General features: G+C 63.2%; 19 protein-coding genes. 10 read left to right on the forward strand and 9 right to left on the reverse strand.

The features are described 5' to 3' along the window. Window positions 1-3 precede the first annotated feature (3 nt). Window positions 4-1,557, reverse strand: a complete 1,554-nt coding sequence (locus V1277_RS18370; RefSeq protein ID WP_334417530.1) for a cation:proton antiporter — start codon at window positions 1,555-1,557, stop codon at window positions 4-6. A 125-nt stretch (window positions 1,558-1,682) separates the two neighbouring features. After that, window positions 1,683-2,453 (reverse strand): hypothetical protein, encoded by a 771-nt coding sequence (locus V1277_RS18375; protein ID WP_334417531.1) that lies wholly within the window; start codon window positions 2,451-2,453, stop codon window positions 1,683-1,685. Between the two features lie 211 nt (window positions 2,454-2,664). Here V1277_RS18375 and V1277_RS18380 point away from each other — a divergent pair, with 211 nt between their 5' ends. The 5 genes from V1277_RS18380 to V1277_RS18400 all read left to right on the forward strand — a co-directional run bounded on the left by V1277_RS18380 (window position 2,665) and on the right by V1277_RS18400 (window position 6,687). After that, the gene (locus tag V1277_RS18380) at window positions 2,665-3,429 is read left to right on the forward strand and encodes a tetratricopeptide repeat protein (RefSeq protein WP_334417532.1); all 765 of its coding nucleotides are present in this window, start codon (window positions 2,665-2,667) and stop codon (window positions 3,427-3,429) included. A gap of 268 nt (window positions 3,430-3,697) precedes the next feature. Further along, complete coding sequence (locus V1277_RS18385; RefSeq protein WP_334417533.1) at window positions 3,698-5,608, forward strand: propionyl-CoA synthetase; 1,911 nt, start codon at window positions 3,698-3,700, stop codon at window positions 5,606-5,608. Window positions 5,609-5,844: 236 nt separating this feature from the next. Continuing rightward, window positions 5,845-6,105 carry a hypothetical protein gene (locus tag V1277_RS18390; protein WP_028348101.1) on the forward strand — a complete coding sequence of 87 codons (261 nt, stop codon included), beginning with the start codon at window positions 5,845-5,847 and terminating at the stop codon, window positions 6,103-6,105. Window positions 6,106-6,117: 12 nt separating this feature from the next. Then, the gene (locus V1277_RS18395) at window positions 6,118-6,324 is read left to right on the forward strand and encodes a DUF6494 family protein (RefSeq protein ID WP_334417534.1); all 207 of its coding nucleotides are present in this window, start codon (window positions 6,118-6,120) and stop codon (window positions 6,322-6,324) included. Between the two features lie 144 nt (window positions 6,325-6,468). Beyond that, a complete protein-coding gene (locus V1277_RS18400) occupies window positions 6,469-6,687 on the forward strand; it encodes an alkylphosphonate utilization protein (protein ID WP_334370644.1) in 219 nt (72 codons plus the stop codon). Window positions 6,688-6,910: 223 nt separating this feature from the next. Here the strand turns inward: V1277_RS18400 and V1277_RS18405 are convergent, their stop codons facing one another. Next, a complete protein-coding gene (locus tag V1277_RS18405) occupies window positions 6,911-7,606 on the reverse strand; it encodes a DUF1013 domain-containing protein (protein WP_057844387.1) in 696 nt (231 codons plus the stop codon). 220 nt (window positions 7,607-7,826) lie between these two features. Here V1277_RS18405 and ispH point away from each other — a divergent pair, with 220 nt between their 5' ends. The 3 genes from ispH to rnhA are packed head-to-tail and all read left to right on the forward strand — an operon-like array spanning window position 7,827 to window position 10,242. After that, the gene (gene ispH / locus V1277_RS18410; protein WP_334417535.1) at window positions 7,827-8,795 is read left to right on the forward strand and encodes a 4-hydroxy-3-methylbut-2-enyl diphosphate reductase; all 969 of its coding nucleotides are present in this window, start codon (window positions 7,827-7,829) and stop codon (window positions 8,793-8,795) included. Window positions 8,796-8,800: 5 nt separating this feature from the next. Next, window positions 8,801-9,781: a homoserine kinase gene (locus tag V1277_RS18415; protein WP_334417536.1), complete on the forward strand. Its 981-nt coding sequence runs from the start codon at window positions 8,801-8,803 to the stop codon at window positions 9,779-9,781. Beyond that, window positions 9,778-10,242: a ribonuclease HI gene (gene rnhA / locus V1277_RS18420; protein WP_334417537.1), complete on the forward strand. Its 465-nt coding sequence runs from the start codon at window positions 9,778-9,780 to the stop codon at window positions 10,240-10,242. The genes V1277_RS18415 and rnhA overlap by 4 nt, the downstream gene beginning before the upstream one ends. A gap of 204 nt (window positions 10,243-10,446) precedes the next feature. On the opposite strand, the gene V1277_RS18425 is transcribed toward rnhA, so the two are convergent. The 5 genes from V1277_RS18425 to V1277_RS18445 all read right to left on the reverse strand — a co-directional run bounded on the left by V1277_RS18425 (window position 10,447) and on the right by V1277_RS18445 (window position 16,999). Then, a complete protein-coding gene (locus V1277_RS18425) occupies window positions 10,447-10,932 on the reverse strand; it encodes a peroxiredoxin (protein ID WP_028348108.1) in 486 nt (161 codons plus the stop codon). Window positions 10,933-11,118: 186 nt separating this feature from the next. Beyond that, window positions 11,119-11,670 carry a DUF924 family protein gene (locus tag V1277_RS18430; RefSeq protein ID WP_334417538.1) on the reverse strand — a complete coding sequence of 184 codons (552 nt, stop codon included), beginning with the start codon at window positions 11,668-11,670 and terminating at the stop codon, window positions 11,119-11,121. Between the two features lie 22 nt (window positions 11,671-11,692). Next, complete coding sequence (locus tag V1277_RS18435; RefSeq protein WP_334417539.1) at window positions 11,693-13,375, reverse strand: long-chain fatty acid--CoA ligase; 1,683 nt, start codon at window positions 13,373-13,375, stop codon at window positions 11,693-11,695. Window positions 13,376-13,551: 176 nt separating this feature from the next. Then, on the reverse strand, window positions 13,552-15,009 hold the full coding sequence (locus tag V1277_RS18440) for a D-alanyl-D-alanine carboxypeptidase family protein (protein ID WP_334417540.1): 1,458 nt from the start codon (window positions 15,007-15,009) through the stop codon (window positions 13,552-13,554). A 211-nt stretch (window positions 15,010-15,220) separates the two neighbouring features. Beyond that, entirely contained in the window at window positions 15,221-16,999 is a 1,779-nt protein-coding gene (locus tag V1277_RS18445; protein ID WP_334417541.1) for a glucan ABC transporter ATP-binding protein/ permease, read from the reverse strand. Between the two features lie 246 nt (window positions 17,000-17,245). Between V1277_RS18445 and V1277_RS18450 the strand changes: the two genes are divergently transcribed. Continuing rightward, entirely contained in the window at window positions 17,246-18,343 is a 1,098-nt protein-coding gene (locus tag V1277_RS18450; protein WP_334417542.1) for an ISAs1 family transposase, read from the forward strand. Window positions 18,344-18,517: 174 nt separating this feature from the next. On the opposite strand, the gene V1277_RS18455 is transcribed toward V1277_RS18450, so the two are convergent. After that, window positions 18,518-19,594, reverse strand: coding sequence for an ABC transporter substrate-binding protein (locus V1277_RS18455; RefSeq protein WP_334370634.1), 1,077 nt, complete (start codon window positions 19,592-19,594; stop codon window positions 18,518-18,520). A 241-nt stretch (window positions 19,595-19,835) separates the two neighbouring features. Here V1277_RS18455 and V1277_RS18460 point away from each other — a divergent pair, with 241 nt between their 5' ends. Further along, on the forward strand, window positions 19,836-20,237 hold the full coding sequence (locus V1277_RS18460; RefSeq protein ID WP_334417544.1) for a hypothetical protein: 402 nt from the start codon (window positions 19,836-19,838) through the stop codon (window positions 20,235-20,237). The last annotated feature ends 81 nt before the right edge of the window (window positions 20,238-20,318 follow it).

A 20,318-nucleotide genomic window follows, 5' to 3' on the forward strand; every position in this document is an offset into this window, starting at 1 on the left:
GGATCATGATGACGGAGTTGAGCCCCGCGCGCTCAATTCCGCCCAGTCCAGTTCCTCTTCGAGCTGATGAAATGCATCGTCGCCGATTTCCTCGGATTCCCGCAGATTGAGGAGCGATTGCCGTGCGGCGCGAATCGCGCGGCGTCGCAACGGGTCGGCCGGCAGTTCGCCGCTGGAAAGGCCGCCATCGTCTCCGGCGCCGAGCAACAGCGCGCGGTACTCAAGCCGGAGCAACTCGGCTGCCTCGGATGGGTCGCCGTCGATTTCATCTAGCGCCGCCCGATAGGCTGCCGCTCGCGCGCGTGCGACTTCCGATGCCACCGGGTTCTCATCCCGCAGCCGCAGTGCCGTGATCAGCGGCCGTAGTGTCAGGCCCTGAATCACAAGCGATCCCAGCACCACCGTGAACGCCGTCAGCAGCATCAAGTCGCGATATGGAAAGTTTTCGGGCAGCGCGAATGCCGCCGCCAGCGTAACGATGCCGCGCATGCCGCACCAGGAGACGACTATGCCGCCGCGAATGGTCGGCGCGGTCATCGGCCGTTTCGGGTGGAGTAGGCGGCGCGCGATTACGAGCCGCAGCACCACGCCGTACGACATCACCCAGGCGATGCGCGTCAGGATTACGATACCGAGCACGGCGGCGGCGACCAGACAATACTTCAACCGCACGGCATCATCGAGCCGTTCCCAAATCGGCCGCAACTGCAACCCGATCAGCACGAATGCCAGCACATTGAGGACAAAGACGGCGGTTTCCCACACCGCGTAGGTGGGCACGCGCAGCCGCGCCGGCATTCGCGCCGGTGAGGTGCGCGCGAGCGTGATCGCATAGGCGACGATGGTGAGAATCCCGGACAGGCCGATATGCTCGGCGACGATCCATACCGTGAAGGTGCCGGCGAATTGCGTGATGATCGCGCTCGGTGCTTCCGTTATCCGCTGAGTCAACGGCATCCAAAGCCGGGCACACAGATAGCCAGCCAGCAGGCTTCCGATTAACGCGAACGCGATCGAGGGGGCATGCTCACTCCATCTGAAATGATGGGCCATCGCGACGCCGACGGCGACGCGATAGACCAACAGTGCGCTGGCGTCATTGAGCAGGCTCTCGCCTTCGAGGATCTTGAGCAGACGATAGGGCAGGTTGACCTGACGCAGGATTGCCGTCGCTGCAGCAGCATCGGGCGGTGCGACGATGGCGCCAAGCGCGACCGCTGCGGCCCAGGGCATGTCGGGCAGAAGCCAGTGCACCAATACCGCGACCGACGCGGTGGTGAGGCCGACGGCGACGAGCACGAGCGTGGAGACCGGCAGCCAGTTGTTTCGGAGGTCGCGCAGCGAGGTGTCGAAAGCCGCATCCAGCAACACCGGCGCCACGAACAGCGCCAGCGCCAGATCCGGCTCCAGTGTCCATAGCGGCCCCGATGGCACGAATGCCAGCAGCATGCCGCCGAGCGCAAGAAATGTCGGGTAGGGTACCTTGAGCCGCCGCGCCAGCGCGGACAGCAGCACCGCGCCGAGCAGCAGCCCGATGATCCATTCAAATGCTTGCAATTCGGGATTCCCTGCCGGCCGAGATCAATGTCGCCATCAATCTAGCACCAAAACCGGCAGGTTTTCCCGGCTGAAGCTTGTTCTTGTTCGGAGGATCAGCTCAGCCTCGCAAGTTGTACTCGTCGCTACTGTGCCATCGCCAAAATGCCGCCCGCGAAGGAATGCCAGAGCGGCGTGACACTGGTCGGCCAGTTCAGAAGTTTTACAGCGACTAGCGCAATGCCGCCGTAGACGTAGACCGGATGCGGCCGGCCGCGCGTGCGCCAGTCGAAAACTATGGCAGCCACCAGCAGGAGATAGGCGACGATAGCCGGCGGGATGGTCACGGGGACCGGAGGCGGGCCGAGTGATCCGGGAGGCGCCAGGAAAGTGAGAAACCAACGCGCGACCGCGGCGTCCAGTAGCGAAATGCTGGCCAGTAGCATCAGCCGCTTATGGGTTTCCGGCCGCCGGATGGCGGCAATCGCCAGCGTGAACACCACGGCAAAGAATAGAATTCCGCTGAGCGGAACAACCGCGAACGCGATTCCCTCGTCGGTCAGTCCGGCCGCCGCCGAGCGCTTCATCGCGTTGACCGCAACCAGGAAGCCGAAGATCGTCATCGATGTCGCCAGCGAGACGCCGACCATACCGATGGCGCGGTGCCGGGCGACTTTGCCGGATGCGGCAAGCCAGCTCTGGAATGCAAAGTAAAGCGTCCAGGCGAAAAACAGCATACCGTGAAAGTGAACGACCGGCGAGGCCGAGAACGTCCGTTTCGCCAGCGGCAGCCAGTAGGTCGGCGCAAAGCCGAGAAAGGCGACGGCCATGCAGGCCAGGGCCATGTAGAAGTAAAAGTAGCCGGTTTGGGATTGCGCGATGGCGCGCGGCGGATTGAAGTCGATCAGTGTGGTCATGGTGGTTGAGTCCGCGTGAACTGCAAAAGGTTCACGGCAGATTTTCTCACGGATTGTGTTCTTCCGTCTGTGAAGAGGATTACGTTCCCGCAGGTCACGTTTCGGCCAAAATCCGTTCTCGCGAACAGGAAATTTGCAGGCAGCTTGTCGAAAACGCAGGTCGCTTGCTAGGATCGCGTAGCAATCGATAGTGCTTTTTCCGGATCAATTGATGCGAGGCAATCCCGATATCCGCAACCTGGTCGCGGCCTCTCTGCTGTGGATGGCGTTTGCGCATGATGCGTCGGCGACCGGGACCGAGCTAGCAAAGGATTTGCGGATCGATCCTGCGTCCTGTCTTGCCGCCGGCCTTGCACATGATCACGACAGGACGGTGCATCTTTGCAGTGCGCTGATCGACAACGCAAAGACCGAGAAGGCCGATCGCATCAAGGCGCTGATTGCACGTGCGACCGCCTATGAGCGCAAGGACATGATCGACCGTGCCATCGCCGATTATGATGGCGTGTTGCGGCTCGATCCGGCGCACGCCGATGTTCACAACGCGCGCGGCGAACTCTGGCGCAAGAAAGGTGATCTACCCAAGGCGGTGGCCGATTTCGCCGCGGCAATCAAGCTCAACCCAGATCACGTCGTCGCAAGAGCCAACCACCGGGCGCTGGCGCAGGAGGCGGAGCGGCAAGGCGCGCTGAAGGCGGTCGCCGGCAAACCGAGCTTCAACTGTGCCGCTGCCCGCCGTAAGGTGGAGAAGGCGATCTGCGCCAATCCGGAACTCGCCGATCTCGATCGCGAGCTTCAAGCGTCCTATGTCAGGGCGGCCGCTGGGAAAATGACCCTGCAGCAGGCGCGCAAGCTGCGGCGCGAGCAGGAGCAATACATCGCCCGCCGCAACGCGGAATACGGCCAGCCCGGCTACGACCTGAACAAGGCCATGCGCGAGCGCCTGCAGCAGATCAACGGGATCGCCGGATACTAGCCTTACTGCGTCATGGCCCCTCATGGTGAGGAGCGCCAACGGGTGCGCGCGCAGCGCGGCCCGATGACAGTAGAGTTTAGTCGAACGGTCAAGCCATTCCCGCTTGATCTCCTGCCGCTTCCCGTGACAATGCGGCAAACAAAGCCGCCGAGCGTCATGGCCGGGCTCGTCCCGGCCATCCACGTCTTGCCCTTCTTTGACCTGAAGCAAGGACGTGGATGCCCTGCACGGGCATGACGACACAGGCGGGCCAGCGGGGAGTGCGCCCATGAACATCCAAGACAACAGCCGCTATCACGAGGTCCATGCCCGCTCGCTGGCCGATCCGGAAGGGTTTTGGGCCGAGGCCGCGCGCGAGATCGACTGGATCGAGCCCGCCAAAAAGATCTTCGATTCCTCGATGGGCGCCTATGGTCAATGGTTCGCCGGCGCCGTGGTCAACACCTGCTACAACGCGCTCGACCGCCATGTCGCGGGCGGACGCGCCGACCAGGTGGCGTTGATCCACGATTCGCCGCTCACCAACACCATCTCAAAGTTCACCTATGCCGAGATGCTCAATGAGGTGCAGACGCTCGCCGCCGTGATGACCGATTTCGGTGTTGCCAAGGGCGACCGCGTCATCCTGTATATGCCGCTGGTGCCGGAAGCGGTGTTCGCGATGCTGGCCTGCGCGCGGATCGGCGCGGTGCACAGTGTCGTGTTCGGCGGTTTTGCGGCGAAAGAGCTCGCCACGCGAATCGAGGACGCCAAGCCGAAGCTGATCTTCTCGGCGAGCTGCGGCATCGAGCCCGGCCGCATCGTGCAATACAAGCCGCTGCTCGACGAGGCGATCAAGCTTTCAAGCGTCAAGCCGCAGGCTTGTGTCATCCTGCAGCGGCCGCAGCATCTTTGCGAACTCACTGCCGGCCGCGATCACGACTGGGCGGCGCTCCGCCGCGCGGCGCTCGACGCCGGCAAGGCCGCGCCGTGCACGCCGGTGCTCGCGACCGATCCGCTCTATATTCTCTACACCTCAGGCACCACGGGAATTCCGAAGGGCGTCGTGCGCGACAATGGCGGGCATCTGGTCGCGCTGAAATGGTCGATGTTCAATCTCTACGGCGTCAAGCCGGGCGAGGTCTGGTGGTGCGGCTCCGACATAGGCTGGGTCGTTGGCCACAGCTATATCGTCTACGGCCCGCTGATCCATGGCGCCACCTCGATCATGTATGAGGGGAAGCCGATCGGCACGCCCGACGCCGGCGCGTTCTGGCGTGTCATTTCCGAACACAAGGCCGTCGCACTGTTCACCGCGCCGACTGCCTTCCGCGCCATCCGCAAGGAAGACCCTGACGGCGCCTTCATCCGCAAATACGATCTGTCGAAATTCCGCACGCTGTTTTTGGCCGGCGAGCGCGCCGATCCGCCGACGGTGGAATGGGCAGAAGCGCAGTTGAAGGTGCCGGTCATCGATCACTGGTGGCAGACCGAAACCGGCTGGTGCATCGCCGGCAATCCGGTGGGCTTGGGCATGCTGCCGGTCAAGCACGGCTCGCCGACCGTGCCGATGCCGGGCTATCAGGTCGATGTGGTCGATGAGGCCTCCAAGCAGGTCGCAGCGGGTACCATGGGCTCGATCGTGATCAAGCTGCCGATGCCGCCCGGCTGCCTGCCGACGTTGTGGCAGCAGGATGAGCGCTTCAGGGAGGCCTATCTCACGGAGTTTCCCGGCTACTACAAGACCTCGGATGCCGGCTACAAGGACGAGGACGGCTATGTCTGGGTGATGGGCCGCACCGATGACATCATCAACGTCGCCGGTCATCGGCTCTCGACCGGCGGCATGGAGGAAATTCTGGCCTCCCATCCCGACGTCGCCGAATGCGCGGTTCTTGGCATCAAGGACGCCATCAAGGGCGAGGTGCCCTGCGGCTTCCTGGTGTTGAAAGCAGGCGTGGCCCGCAAGCCGGCCGAGATCGAAAAGGAGATCGTGGCGCTGGTGCGCGACAAGCTCGGCCCCGTCGCAGCCTTCAAGCTCGCCATCGCAGTTGGGCGATTGCCGAAGACGCGGTCGGGAAAAATCCTGCGCGGCACCATCAAGAAGATCGCCGATGGCGAAAGCTGGACCATGCCGGCCACCATCGAGGACCCCAAGGTGCTCGACGAAATCGGCGACGCGCTGAAGGGCAGGGTGTAGTTGTTGCAATCGTCATTCCGGGATGGTGCGCAAGCACCAGACCCGGAATCTCGAGATTCCGGGTTCGATGCTTCGCATCGCCCCGGAATGACGGCGGGTTCCTCATCATGCCCGGGCTTGACCCGGGCATCCATCATCGTCAAAGCAGGCTGCCATTATTTCGATGGATTGCCGGCTCATCCCGATCAAGTCGGGGACGCTCGCCCGGCAATGATGAAACCTGGAAGGGACAGAGCATGCGACGTAACCTGCCACTCGCATTCCTCCTCATCGCACCACTGCTCGCCGGTTGCCTCGAACGCGGCCAGCCGACCATGGTCGACACCAGCGCCGACGATGACGCGTTCTGTCGCTCCAACAATGTCGCGCCGGGCTCCAACGACTACGTCATCTGCCGCAAGAACCGCGACGTTCAGCGCGCCAATGCCAACGCGCGTACCGACCGCGCCCAGCGCAATCTCGCCGAGCAGATGCTGAACAATCCGACGAGGCCGTAACGGGAGGCCACCATGAACGAAGACGTCTTCAACGCCAGCCTGCGCAAATTTCTCAAGCAAGTCGGCGTCACCTCGCAGCGTGAGGTCGAAAAGGCCGTGCGCGATGCCATCGAGTCGGGAAAGCTGAAGGGCCATGAAAAGCTGCCGGCAAAGATGGTTCTCACGATCAGCGGCATCGGCCTGTCGCATGAGATTGACGACGAGATCGAGCTGGGCTGAGAAGAGCAGCGGCGCGATCTTGTTTCCCCGTCTCCCCTTGTGGGAGAGGGTGAGTCGAATGAGCGCATGCTCATCCGGCGGACTGCGTCCGCCATCTTCTCCCACAAGAGAAGGACGCCGGACTTCATACAAAGAAAGCATCACATGGACATCAAGGTCAGGGATTCCAACGGCGCACTGCTCGCCGAGGGCGATAGCGTCACGCTCATCAAGGATCTGAAACTGAAGGGATCCTCCACCGTGCTCAAGCGCGGCACCGTGATCAAGAACATCCACCTCACCGACAATGAGGAGGAAATCGAAGGCCGCACTGACAAGGTCAAGGGCCTCGTGCTGCGCACGGAGTTCTTGAAGAAGGCGTGAGGGGGTGCGCTGCTCAAGCACCTCCGTCATCACCCGACTCAACTCGTCATCCCCGCGAAGGCGGGGGATCCAGTACTCTGGGAAAGTGGTGATTGAAACGATAGAGCGCGGCGTACTGGATGCCCTGCCTTAGCGGGGCTGACAACTGAGGGATGGTTGGCCGCCAAAACAAAACGCGGCAGGTTGCCCCGCCGCGCTCGGCACCGGCCCTAGCCGATGATCCCTACTCTTCCTCGTCCTGCTTCTTGCCGCCGATATTCTTGAGCTTGGCGAACACGGCATCGACGTTGAGGTCGTCCTCCGACTTCTCGCTCGGCTCGAACTCCGGCTCTTTCTTCGTGGTCTCGGAGGCCGGCAGCAGGGTGGCGCCGCCGTAAGCCGCGGGCACCGGCTTTTCCTTCGCCGCGCGTTGCACCTCGAAATCGAGCTCGATCTGCGAGCACAGGCCGAGCGTCACGGGGTCCATCGGGGTCAGCGTCGAGGCATTCCAGTGGGTGCGGTCGCGGACTGAGGCAATGGTGGTCTTGGTGGTGCCGACCAGGCGCATGATCTGCGCGTCCTTCAGCTCGGGATGGTTGCGGACCAGCCACAGGATCGCGCTCGGCCGCTCGTGGCGGCGTGACACCGGGGTATAGCGCGGGCCCTTCTTCTTGGCAGCCGGCGGCAGCACCACCTTGCTCTCGCCGAGCTTGAGGCGGTAATTCGGGTCCTTTTCGCCCCTTTCGATCTCGTCGCGGGTCAATTGGCCGGTCGAAATCGGGTCCATACCCTTAATCCCCTGGGCGGCGTCGCCATCGGCGATGGCGCGGACCTCAAGGGGGTGCATTTTGGTGAAATCGGCCACCTGGTCGAAGGTCAGCGCCGTATTGTCGACCAGCCACACGGCCGTCGCCTTGGGCATCAGCGGTGCATTGCTCATGGCAAATCTCCTTTGTGCCTCGCCCACCTCTTTTTGGGAGGCGAAGCCTGTGGTCATCGTTGATGACGGGAATTGAGGGCTATATACGCCTTCCAACCCCTTCGGCGCAATGGTCTGCTAAAGTGCCTTGACACAGCCCGAAACCAGTCCCAAGTCCTTATACGAATTGGCCGTTCCCTGCCCGCCGGCAAGGGGTGATTCGGTCCCGAGATAGCGCCCCATGCCAGCCAAACCAGACCTCAGAATCGTGCTTTGTTCTCCCCGCGGCTTCTGCGCCGGGGTGGTGCGGGCCATCGATACCGTGGAGCGGGCGCTCGCCATCTATGGCGCCCCCGTCTATGTCCGCCACGAGATCGTGCATAACCGCTACGTGGTCGACAGCCTGAAGACCAAGGGCGCGATTTTCGTCGAGGAACTCGCCGAAATTCCCGACAATACCAACGCCCCGGTGGTGTTTTCTGCCCACGGGGTTCCCAAATCGGTTCCGGCGGATGCCCGCGCCCGCAATTTCTTCTCGCTGGACGCGACCTGCCCGCTGGTTACCAAGGTGCACCGCGAGGCCGCGATCCACTTCAAGCGCGGCCGTGAAATCCTGCTGATCGGGCATTCGCATCACCCCGAGGTGGTCGGCACGCTCGGGCAGTTGCCGACGGGCGCGGTGACGCTGATCGAGACCGCTGAGGATGCCAAGACGTTCGCGCCGAAGGATCCCAACAACCTCGCTTTCGTGACCCAGACGACGTTGTCGATCGACGACACCGCCGAGATCGTCGCGCTGCTCAAGCAGCGCTTCCCGAACATCAACGGCCCGCACAAGGAAGACATCTGCTACGCCACCACCAACCGCCAGCTCGCGGTGAAGAAGGTGGCGCCGGTTGTCGATGCCCTGATCGTGGTTGGCGCGCCGAACTCGTCGAACTCGCAGCGCCTGCGCGAAGTCGCTGAGCGCGAGGGCTGCCCGGTCTCGGTGCTGGCGCAGCGCGCCTCGGACCTCGACTGGTCGCGCTTCGAGGGCATCAAGAGCCTCGGCATCACGGCAGGCGCGTCCGCGCCGGAAGTAATCGTCGAGGAAATCATGGGCGCCTTCGCCGAGCGCTTCGAATTGCATGTGGAGACGGTGTCGGCCGCGGAGGAGAACGAGTTCTTCCCGCTGCCGCGTTCGCTGCGGCCTGAAGCTGCCGCCGAGTAGTCGCGATGGCGGTTTACACCGACGTCGCCGCCGAAGACCTCGCGGAGTTCCTCAAGGGTTACGAAATCGGCGAGTTGCTCTCCTACAAGGGCATCGCCGAAGGCGTCGAGAATTCCAATTTTCTGCTGCATACCAGCAAGGGCGCGTTCATCCTCACGCTCTATGAGAAGCGCGTGGCGGTGGACGATCTGCCGTACTTCCTGTCGCTGATGGCGCATCTGGCCGAGCGCGGCGTGCGTTGCCCGCAGCCCGCCCGCAACCGCAAGGGCGAAGTCTACAGCGAACTGGCCGGGCGTCCCGCGGCGATCATCAACTTCCTCGAAGGCATGTGGCCGCGGCGGCCCAACGCCGCGCATTGCACCGGCGTCGGCGAGGCGCTCGCAAAGATGCATCTGGCGGGCCGCGACTTCCCGATGTTCCGCAAGAACCCGCTGTCGGTGGAGGGCTGGCGGCCGCTGTTCGATCTCGCCGCACCGCGCGCCGACAGCGTCGCGCCTGGCTTGCAGGACTTCATCGCGCGCGAGCTCGATCACCTCGAGGCAAGTTGGCCGAAAGATCTGCCGCTCGGCGTCATCCACGCCGATCTGTTTCCCGACAATGTCTTCTTCCTCGGCGACAAGCTGTCCGGCCTGATCGACTTCCCGTTTTCCTGCAACGACATCCTGGCCTACGACGCCGCGATCTGCCTGAACGCGTGGTGTTTTGAGCCGGATCATTCGTTCAACGTCACCAAGGCGCGCGCGCTGCTCAACGCCTATGGCCGCGCGCGGCAATTGTCTGATACCGAGCAGGAAGCGCTGCCGCTGCTCGCGCGCGGCTCGGCGCTGCGCTTCCTGCTGACGCGGCTGGTCGATTTTCTCAACGTGCCGACGGGCGCGCTGGTGAAGCCGAAGGACCCGCTCGAATACGTCCGCAAGCTGCGCTTCCACCAGAGCGTTTCCAGCGTGCGCGATTACGGCCTGACCCAGCCCGGATTTGCCGCTTGAGCGAATTGCCTCACGTGACGGTTTTCACCGACGGCGCCTGCTCGGGCAATCCCGGCCCCGGCGGCTGGGGCGCGATTCTGAGGTTCGGCGATAAAGAGAAAGAACTGAAGGGCGGCGAGCCGCACACCACCAACAACCGCATGGAGCTGATGGCGGCGATCTCGGCGCTGGAAGCACTGAAGAAGCCGTGCGTGGTCGACCTCACCACCGACAGCCAGTATGTCCGCCAGGGCATCAGCGGCTGGATCCATGGCTGGAAGCGGAACGGCTGGCGCACCGCGGACAAGAAGCCGGTCAAGAACGTCGATCTCTGGCAGCGCCTCGACGCCGCGCTGAAACCGCACCAGGTACGTTGGCACTGGATCAGGGGCCACGCCGGCCACGCCGAAAACGAGCGCGCCGATCAATTGGCGCGCGAGGGCGTGGCGATGGCGAGGTTGCAGCAGAGGGTGGGGAAGTAGCGCTCCTCTTCCCCTCTCCCCTTGTGGGAGAGGGTGGATCGAATGAGCGAAGCTCATTCGAGACGGGTGAGGGGTTCTCTCCGCGGACATGTGTCGCTCGTCTGAAACGTCTGCGTCCGCGGATGGAACCCCTCATCCGGCGGACTGCGTCCGCCACCTTCTCCCACAAGGGGAGAAGGGAAGAAGCGGATGACGCGCTTCAGCTCACAACTGCCCCAGCAGCGTATCGCCGCCGGAAACTTCGACCTTGCCCGGCGCGGGCTCGAGGTTGAGCTTCTTCACCACGCCGTCTTCCACCAGCATCGAATAGCGCTTGGAGCGGATGCCGAGGCCATTGCCGGAGGCATCAAGCTCCATGCCGATCGCCTTGGTGAAGTCGGCATTGCCGTCGGCGAGGAATACGGCTTCGTCGCGCTGGTCGGTGTCGCGCTTCCACGCATTCATGACAAAGGCGTCGTTGACGGAGACGATGGCGATGGTGTTCACGCCCTTGTCCTTGATGGCATAGGCGTTGAGGAAGATGCTCGGCAGGTGCATCTTGTGGCAGGTGCCGGTGTAGGCGCCGGGCACCGCGAACAGCGCTACCTTCTTGCCCTTGAAAATGTCGTCGGTGGTTTTGACCTGCGGGCCTTCTGCGGTCATCACGCGAAACTTGGCTTCCGGCAGCTTGTCGCCAACTTGGATCGTCATCGTCAATTCTCCCTCACTGAGCGGTGTGTGTGTTATAGCGTTTTCGAGCGAAGTGGGTACCGGTTCGCGTGAAGAAAACGCGTCAAAACAAGAATCTGGAGCGGACGCTCCAGACCGGGCAGGTGATCGGCACAATATTCAGGGGAGGAGAAACGGCAACGGTCGAGACCGTTCACGCTTGCGTCATCACGGCGAAAAGCCGCCTTCATCGAGGAATGCCTGTTCCTCCGGCGTGGTAGCGCGACCCAGAAGGTGGTTGCGGTGGGGAAAGCGACCGAAACGCCGGATGATATCGGCGTGGTGCTCGGCCCATTTCAGGCTTTCGGTATGGCCAGCCGTGCGTGACAGCTCGATGCAGCGCAACTGGTCGCCCAGGTGCTCCGAATGCATGAAAGGCAGATAGAGGAATTCGCGCAAAGCGGGATCGATCCGCGCGTCGACGCCGCGGTCGACGGCGCGGTGTGCCACCTCACGGGCGAGGCGGTCGCTGGCATAGGTCCTGATATCGCCGCGGAACATGTTGCGGGGAAACTGGTCGAGCACGATGACGAGCGCCAGCGCGCCGTCATCGCTCGTCTCCCACGACGGTAGCTCGCCGGCCGCCGCTCTCTGCCAAAGGCCGAGAAAGCGCCGGCACACCTCCGCATCGAAAGCGTCGTCGCGCGTGTACCAGCGATCAGGGCCGGCGTCGCGCCAGAAGGCCAGAATGTCGGCTGGCGCGACGTTCGTCTCCGTCATGTCGAGAGGTCCCGCGTGCGCCTTACGCCGCGGCCTTCTTCTCGTCGCGCAGTTCGCGGCGCAGGATCTTGCCGACATTGGTCTTGGGCAGGTCGGTCCTGAACTCGATCTGCTTGGGGACCTTGTAGGCGGTGAGCTGCGTGGTGCAGTACTTGATGACGTCATCGGCCGTGAGGTTTTGGTCCTTCTTGACGATGAAGGCCTTCACCGCCTCGCCCGACTTCGAATCGGAGACGCCGATCACGGCGCATTCGAGCACGCCTGGATGCCCCGCGATCACTTCCTCGATCTCGTTCGGATAGACGTTGAAGCCCGAGACCAGGATCATGTCCTTCTTGCGGTCGACGATCTTGGTGTAGCCGCGTTCGTCCATGACGCCGATGTCGCCGGTGCGGAAGAAGCCGTCCGCGGTCATCACGTTCGCGGTCTCTTCCGGCCGATTCCAGTAGCCGGCCATCACCTGCGGTCCCTTGGCGCAGATCTCGCCGGGCTGGCCGAGCGGCACTTCCTTGCCCTCGTCGTCGCGGATCGAGATATAGGTCGACGGCACGGGAATGCCGATCGAGCCGGAGAACTGGTCGGTGTCGGCAGGGTTGCAGGTCAGCGTCGGCGAGGTCTCGGACAGGCCGTAGCCCTCCGACAGCGCGCAGCCGGTCACCTTCAGCCATTTCTCGGCGACCGCCTTTTGCGTCGCCATGCCGCCGCCGAACGAGGTCTTCAGCTTGGAGAAGTCGACCTTCTCGAAACCGGGTGCATTCAGCAGCGCGTTGTAGAGCGTGTTGACCGCCGGGAAGCTGTTGACCTGGTACTTCATCAATTCCTTGATGAAGCCTGGGATATCGCGCGGGTTGGGAATCAGGAGATTGACGCCGCCGGCGCGCACCGCCAGCAGGAAGCACGCCGTCAGCGCGAAGATATGATAGAGCGGCAGCGCGCAGACGACGAAGAGCTGGTCGACATGCGGCGACTTCTTCAGCGCCGGCTGCAACCAGGCGTCGTTCTGCAGCACGTTGGCGAGGATGTTCTTGTGCTGCAGCGTCGCGCCCTTGGAGACGCCGGTGGTGCCGCCGGTATATTGCAGGAAAGCGACGTCATCACGCGTCAGTTGCGGCTTGCTGAGCTTCATGCTGCGGCCGGCAGAGAGCGCATCGTTGAACGAGACGGAGCCTGGAAGCGACCACGCCGGCACCATCTTCTTCACCTTGCGCACGACGAGATTGACGATCACGCCCTTGAAGCCGAGCAGGTCGCCCATGCTGCCGACGATCACGTGCTTCACGGAGGTCTTCGCGATCACTTGCTGCACCGTGGTGGCAAAATTCTCCAGCACGATGATCGCTTCCGCGCCGGAATCCTTGAGCTGATGCTCGAGCTCGCGCGGGGTGTAGAGCGGATTGACATTCACCACGGCATATCCCGCGCGCAGCACGGCGGCGGTCGAGACCGGGTATTGCAGCACGTTCGGCATCATCAGCGCGACGCGGGCGCCCTTTTGCAGGCCCTTGCTCTGCAGATAGGCGCCGAGTGCCTGGGACATCTCGTCGAGGTCGCGGTAGCTGATCGACTTGTCCATGCAGATGAACGCCTTGCGATCGGCGAACTTCTTGAAGCTTTCTTCCAACAGCTCAACCAGCGACGAGTACTGGGTGACGTCGATATCGGCTGGCACGCCGGCCGGATATTGCTTGAGCCAGATCCGCTCCATGGTATTTCCCCTCTGCTTGTTTCCCTGTTTCTCGGCCGGGCATGCCTTGTTTTGGGCAGTATTGTGAATGCCGCCGCCGATGGCAAGCGGCTGCGCGCTCTCGACCCATTTCGGCGATCTGGAATCGTTCGGCCGAACGGCAGGAAAGCTGCCTAATTACGTGGCTCCGCGGCCCGTTAACCAGCCGGCTTGTTTTCGCCTTTGGGTTTAGCGGCGGCTTTCGGCTTGGCCGGCTTCGGCGCGGGCTTGTCTCCGACGGCGACGGGTTTGGCGGCCGGCTTTTTGTCGGCGGAAGCGGCCGGCTTTCTTTCGGCCGAGGCGGCCGGCTTTTTCTCGGCCAAGGCGGCCGGCTTGGCGGCAGCCTCCGGTTTGGCGGTCGCATGCCGGACTGCAGCAGGCTTGGCTGGCGGCTTCGCGCTGGCTTCGGCCTTTGGTGCTGCGGCGTCAGGCTTCTTCGCTGCAATCGCCGATTTCTTGCCACGCTTTGGCGTCTGCTTCTCGGCGTCCGCTGCGACCGCTGCGATCAGCGCCGGTCCGGTTTTGGTCGGGCCGGTATAGACCGGTACTGGTTCAGAGGGCGCCGCCGCGGCTGCGAGCAATTCCGCTGGCTTGCCCGCCGGCGGTTGCAGTCCGGCGGTGAAGAAGGCGACCGCACTCTCGCCGGTCGATGCATTGCCATTGGAGGCCACGATGTCCGGATCCTCATCGGTGGCCGGCCGCTTGCGCTTGCCGTTGCACATCTCGTCGCGCAGGTTCGGCGGCGTCGCATCGACCGGAACCAGTTTGTCGACGGTGCCGAGTGCGGGCGTCAGCCAGCCCAGCCCGTTGCCGAAGCCGCGCTCCAGCAATTGCGCCGCGCGCACCGCGCGCGCTTGGCCCGAGGATGCGCCGAGCACGACGGCGATCAGCCGCTTGCCGTTGCGCGTCGCAGACGCAACCAGATTGTAGCCGGAAGCGCAGATGAAGCCGGTCTTGAAACCGTCGGCGCCGGGATAGCGCCCGATCAGCTTGTTGAAATTCTGCGTCACCCTGCGGCCGTAGCGGATCGAGGCGATCTGCATGAAGTATTCGTATTCCGGCAGGTCGCGAATGACGGCGCGTGCCAGCATCGCGAGATCGCGCGCCGAGGTGACCTGTCCGTCTGCCGGCAGCCCGTTCGGATTGACGTAGCTTGTCTGCGTCATGCCGAGCCGCAGGGCGGTCTGGTTCATCATCGCCGAGAAACCGTCGACCGATCCGCCGACGCCTTCGGCGAGCACCACGGCCATGTCGTTGGCCGACTTCACCATCATCATCTTGAGCGCGTTATCGACGGTGACCTGGGTGCCCGGAGGGAAACCCATCTTGGAGGGCGACTGCGAGGCGGCGACCGGCGACACCGTCAAGAGCGTGTCGAGCGACAGTCGTCCTTCCTTGACCGCCTTGAGCGTGACGTAAGCCGTCATGATCTTGGTCACCGAGGCGGGATACCAGGGCATGGTGGCGTTGTCGGCCTGCAGCACCTTGCCGGTATCGGCTTCGACCACCAGCAGCGCTTCGGCGTGCGCGGCGCGCGGCGTTATGACGGCAAGCGCCGTCGCCAGGAAAATCAGGTTCAGTGAGAAAGCGCGAAGCAACGGGCGAAGAAGATGCACTTTTCCGTTCCGGTCCTTTGAGACCCGCCTTCGAAAAGGAGAGGTCCTTAAATCAAACGTTCGGGTTTCAAGCGTGTCCGGCGCCGTCGCATTGCGGCAGGTCGCAAACCTATACCGGCTTGGCGATTCAGAACAGAGGCCCGGCGATTTAATCGTGGACGAAGTAGGCGCAATTTCGGCGATAATTGAACCGTAACAGATGCTTGCCGGCCTATTTGACCTTGATGTCGGCCCGAGCATTCTCCTGCACCATGAACTGGGCCTTGGCGAGTTCCGCGAAGCGACCGCCCATGGCCACCAGTTCATCGAAAGTTCCACTTTCGATCACCCGCCCGTTGTCGAACATCAGAATGCGGGTCGCGTTGCGAATGGTCGAAAGCCGGTGCGCGATCACGAAGGTGGTGCGGCCCTTCATCACCTCGTCGAGCGCGGCATTGACCTTGGCCTCGGTGACGGCGTCGAGTGCGCTGGTCGCCTCGTCGAGAATCAGGATCGGCGGGTCTTTCAGCAGCGCACGGGCGATCGACAGACGCTGCCGCTCGCCGCCGGACAGCATCCGGCCGCGCTCGCCGGCATGGGTTTCGAATTTCTTCTCGCTGCGCTCGATGAATTCCAGCGCCTGGGCGCGGCTTGCGGCGATGCGCATTTCCTCATCGGTCGCATCCGGCTTGCCGACGCGCAGATTGTCCGCGATCGAGCGGTTGAACAGCAGGGCCTCCTGGAACACCACGCCGATGTTCCGCCGCAGCGCCGTCAGCTTCAACGCGCGAATGTCCATGCCGTCGATCTTGATGATGCCGGATTGCGGATCGAAGGCGCGGTGCAACAGCGCAATCGCCGTCGACTTGCCGGCGCCGGTCGGGCCGACGAGGGCGATGGTCTGCCCGGGCAGAGCGGTAAACGAAACGTCTTCGACCGCGGGCCGTTTGCCGTCATAGGAAAACGAGACGTCGTGGAATTCGACGAGGCCGGAAAGCCGGCCGGTATCGACCGCTCCGGGCCGGTCGCGCACCGCGGGGACAGCGTCCAGCACGTCGAAGAATTCCTGCAGCCTTGGGGCCTCCATGAACACGCTGTTGATGAAGCTCACCACCTGTTCGAGCTTCTGGATCAGCATGGTCGCGAAGCTGACAAACATCACGATCTCGCCGACCGTCGTCTGTCCCTGCGTGTGCAGGTAGATGCCGACGGCAAAGATCGCGAGCACGGTGATGGTGGTGGAAGCACGGGTGATGACGGTGACCATCGCCCACCAGCCTAGCACCGGCATCTGCGCGGCGAGCAGCTTGTCGGCGACGAAACGCAGGCCCTGAACTTCCGCATCGATCCGCACGAAGCTCTGCACCAGTGCGACGTTGCCGAGCGCATCAGACGCGCGCGCCGAGAGATCGCTGTACTGCGCCTCGACCTCGGTCTGCATGCCGTAGGTCTTGCGTACCACCAGCGTCGTCAGCACCGTGAACACCACGCACAGCGCGAACAACAGTATCGCCAGCCGCCAATTGATGTAGAGCGCCAGCGGCAGCAGCACGACCAGCGACAGGATCGCCGCAAAATGCTCGCGGAAGAATGCAAGCCAGAGCCGCCACAGCGCGTCGGTGCCGTTCAGCATCACCTTCATCAGCCGCCCCGAATGGGTGCCGGTGTGGAAGGTGAGCGGCAGTTGCATGATGTGCTCGAAGTAATCGGTCAGCACCACCTGGCGCTGGCGGTGCGCCAGCTTGTCGGCATGGAGCGCGACGAGCGCGCTGCACACGATGGTAAACAGGCCGAATACAACCCAGGCCGCCAGCAGCGGCCAGGCCGAGTTCGAGGCCAGCATCCCGCTCTGCGGCTTGCCGGAGAGCACGTCGACGATCTTGCCGAACAGCACCGGCTCGGCGAATTGCGCCCCGGCCAGCAGGAGATTGGCGACGGCGAGAATCCAGCCCAGCCGCGCCTCCTTGCCAAGCAGCTCAAGGACACGGGTGTAAAGGCGCAGCATGGACATCAGATGAGGACTCGCAAGGCGATTCAATCGCCCATTGTAAACTGGGATCGCTTGGGACGACTAGTGAGGCAGAGGCATTCGTCAGGAGTGAGGTAGGCGACTTCGGCAGGCAGTTGAGCAAGCGGCACCCCTCTCCCTAACCCTCCCCCGCAAGGGCAGGGGAATCGCATGTTGGATGTTGCAACCTGTTGCAAAGTGAGAAGAAAATGATTCTGAAGGTTGCTCCAGATTCGGATGGAGCGGCCAATGAATCGATTTGCCGAGTGCTTTGACGATCTCCCGGACCCGCGGGCCGACAACGCGCTGCATGACCTGACGGAGATCTTGTTCATCGCGCTGATGGCGACGTTGTGTGGGGCAACGAGTTGCACCGACATGGCGCTGTTTGCCCGGATGAAGGCCTATCTTTGGCGGGATGTGCTGGTGCTCGAGCACGGCCTGCCGAGCCACGACACCTTCAGTCGGGTGTTCCGGATGCTCGATCCGAAGGCATTTGAAGCCGCGTTTCAGAAGTTCATGAAGGCCTTTGCTCAAGGTGCGAAGATCAAGCGGCCGCGCGGGGTGATTGCGCTCGACGGCAAAGCCCTGCGGCGCGGCTATGAGCGCGGCAAGAGCCACATGCCGCCGGTCATGGTAACGGCCTGGGCGGAGCAGACGCGCATGGCGCTCGCCAACGTGCTGGCACCGAACAACAACGAAGCCGACGGCGCCTTGCAGTTGCTTGAACTTCTGCAGCTCAAGGGCTGCGTGGTCACGGCCGACGCCCTGCATTGCCACCGTGCGATGGCCAAGCAGATCGTGGAGCGGGGCGGCGACTATGTGCTGGCGGTGAAGGCAAACCAGCCTGCTCTGTTGGAGGATGCCAAAGCCGCAATCCGCGCCGTCAAACGCGCGGGCAAGACATCGCTCACCACTACCGATGCGCAGCACGGGCGCAACGAGAAGCGCGTCGCGCTGGTTGCGCCGGTTCCCGGCATGGCCAAGAAACACAACTTCCCCGGCCTCAAAGCTGTCGCTCGCATCACCAGCAAGCGTGGCCAGGACGACACGGTCGAGCGCTACTTCCTGATGAGCCGTCTCTACAGCCGAAAAGAGGTTTTGCGCATCGTCCGCGCCCATTGGTCCATCGAAAACGGCCTTCACTGGCCGCTCGACGTTACCCTCGACGAGGACCTTGCCCGCAATCGCAAGGACAACGGACCGGTCAATCTGGCCGTACTCAGGCGCACGGCCCTCAACGTCGCCAGGGCCCATCCAGATACATCGGTCTCCTTGCGCGGTAAGCTCAAGCGCGCCGGATGGAACGATGCCTTCCTCTTCGAACTCCTCGGCCACATGCGATAGCCCTGCCCGCAAGGGGGGAGGGAACCCATCCGCCGGTGCTTCCCTTACGTGTTTGCAACCTCAGCACAGCAACGCGAAGTGAGGTGGGCACGCTGATCAGGCTCCCTCCCCCCTTGCGGGGGAGGGCTGGGGAGAGGGGTAAGCCGCGGGCACTGGCGGAAGAAGAAGCCCCACTCAATTAATCAGCCGGTTGTTGAGCGGGGGCAGGAACTGGTCGTCGAAAATGTCTGATGCCTGCGGCCGCTTCTGAAACTTGAAGTCGTCCGCGACCTGATCGATCGAGCGTTCGAAGCGTGCCGGATCGATGGCGCCGATGCCGTTGCGTTTCACTTCGCTGGTCAGGACGTAGTCGCGCAGGATGCTTTGCAGCCGCTCGAGTTCGAGGTCCTTCGAGCCGCCGTCCATGCGATTTGCGACCTCGGTCGCGGCGCGTTCGGGGTCCTTGACCGTGAGATGCAACCCGCCGATGACGGCTCTCACGAATCCTTTCACTGCCTCGGGCTTGGCGGCTGCCAGCGCCGGATTGGCGATAATAGCGAACCCGTAGGCTTCACAGCCATAGTCGGCGAATTTCAGCACCGCCAGATCGTCGGCAGGCACGCCACGGTCCTTCAGATTGATCGCCGACAGATAGGAGAATCCGGTCACGGCATCGATCTGGCCCGCCGACAGCATCGGCTCGCGCACCGCGGCGCTGATGCTGCTCTGCTTCACGCTCTTGATCTTGATGCTGTTCTGGTGCGCTACCGCCGGCCACAGTCGGGCCGACAGGTCGCCTTCGGCGACGCCGAGAGTCTTGCCCTCAATGTCGGTCAACGCGCGGATGCCGCGGCTCTTGCGGGCGATGATGGCATAGGGCGCCTTGTTGAACACCACGAACACGGCCTTGATCCTGGGACCGCCCTGCTTGTCCTTGTCGCGAAACCGCATCAATGCGTTGATGTCGACGACGGCAAAATCGCTGGAGCCTGCCGCGACGCGCGCAATCGCGTCCGGCGATCCGCTGGCGATGTTGATCGTGACCGCAAGCGCCTCAGCGCTGAACAGGCCGCCGGCGGCCGCCATCACGAACGGAGCCGCCGCGGCATCGATCGGACGATCCAGCGAAAACTGGATTGCGAGCGGAGGCCGAGGTTCGTCGGCGGCGAGGGCGCTATTCGCCGTGAAGCCCGCAATGGCGCAGAGCCCGGCAAGGAAAGCCAAGAGAACGCTCAAACGAGAGCGGATGGCGTTGGTCCTGATCGCACGCATCGAGATGACATCAGCAAGAGGTGGGACAAGTTGCCGCGCCGGTGATGTCGGTTTCGTGACATCGCCAACGGCAGACTTGGCCCTTGGGCGAGCCATTGTGCAGCATCTAACCTGAATGGTCGATGACTGCCACGATTTTGCCAGGGATCGTTCAGCCGCCGTTCGGATTCGGGAACCTAGTATCCGTTCGGTGGTTAGCTATCGAAGGCCTGTCAGGCCAGCTCCCACGGAGGATGTCGAGATGTTTGCGCAAAAGGGTGTGTTTTCATCGATCGGCCGCGCCAGCGCGGTGGCGACGGTTGTGGCCGTTGCCCTGACGGCAGTCGCGCCGACCACGGCATTCGCGGGCTCCGCGCCGTCGAGCAAGGGCGTGACGGCCTCGACCGGGACCAGCGACGCGACCGATATCAGCGCCCGCCGCCGGCACTATCGCGGTGGTGGCGGCGCGGCGGCAGCGGCGGCTTTTGCCGGCATCGTCGGTACGGGGCTTGCGATTGCGGCCACCCAGAACCGCCGTGACTACTACTACGATCACCACCACGGCTATTATGGCGGCGGCCCGGTTTATTACGGGGACCCGACCCCGTATTATTACCCTCGCAACTGCATCGGCTGCGGTCCATACTATCGGCCGCGCTGGTAACCGCGGCGGTCACCAAACGTTCAAGTCACCAAGCGTTCAATATGAATCCACCGACCGCCCCGGCCGGTGGATTTTTTATGG

The sequence above is a fragment of the Bradyrhizobium sp. AZCC 1588 genome (genome assembly GCF_036924735.1).
In the GTDB taxonomy this organism is placed as follows: Bacteria; Pseudomonadota; Alphaproteobacteria; order Rhizobiales; family Xanthobacteraceae; genus Bradyrhizobium.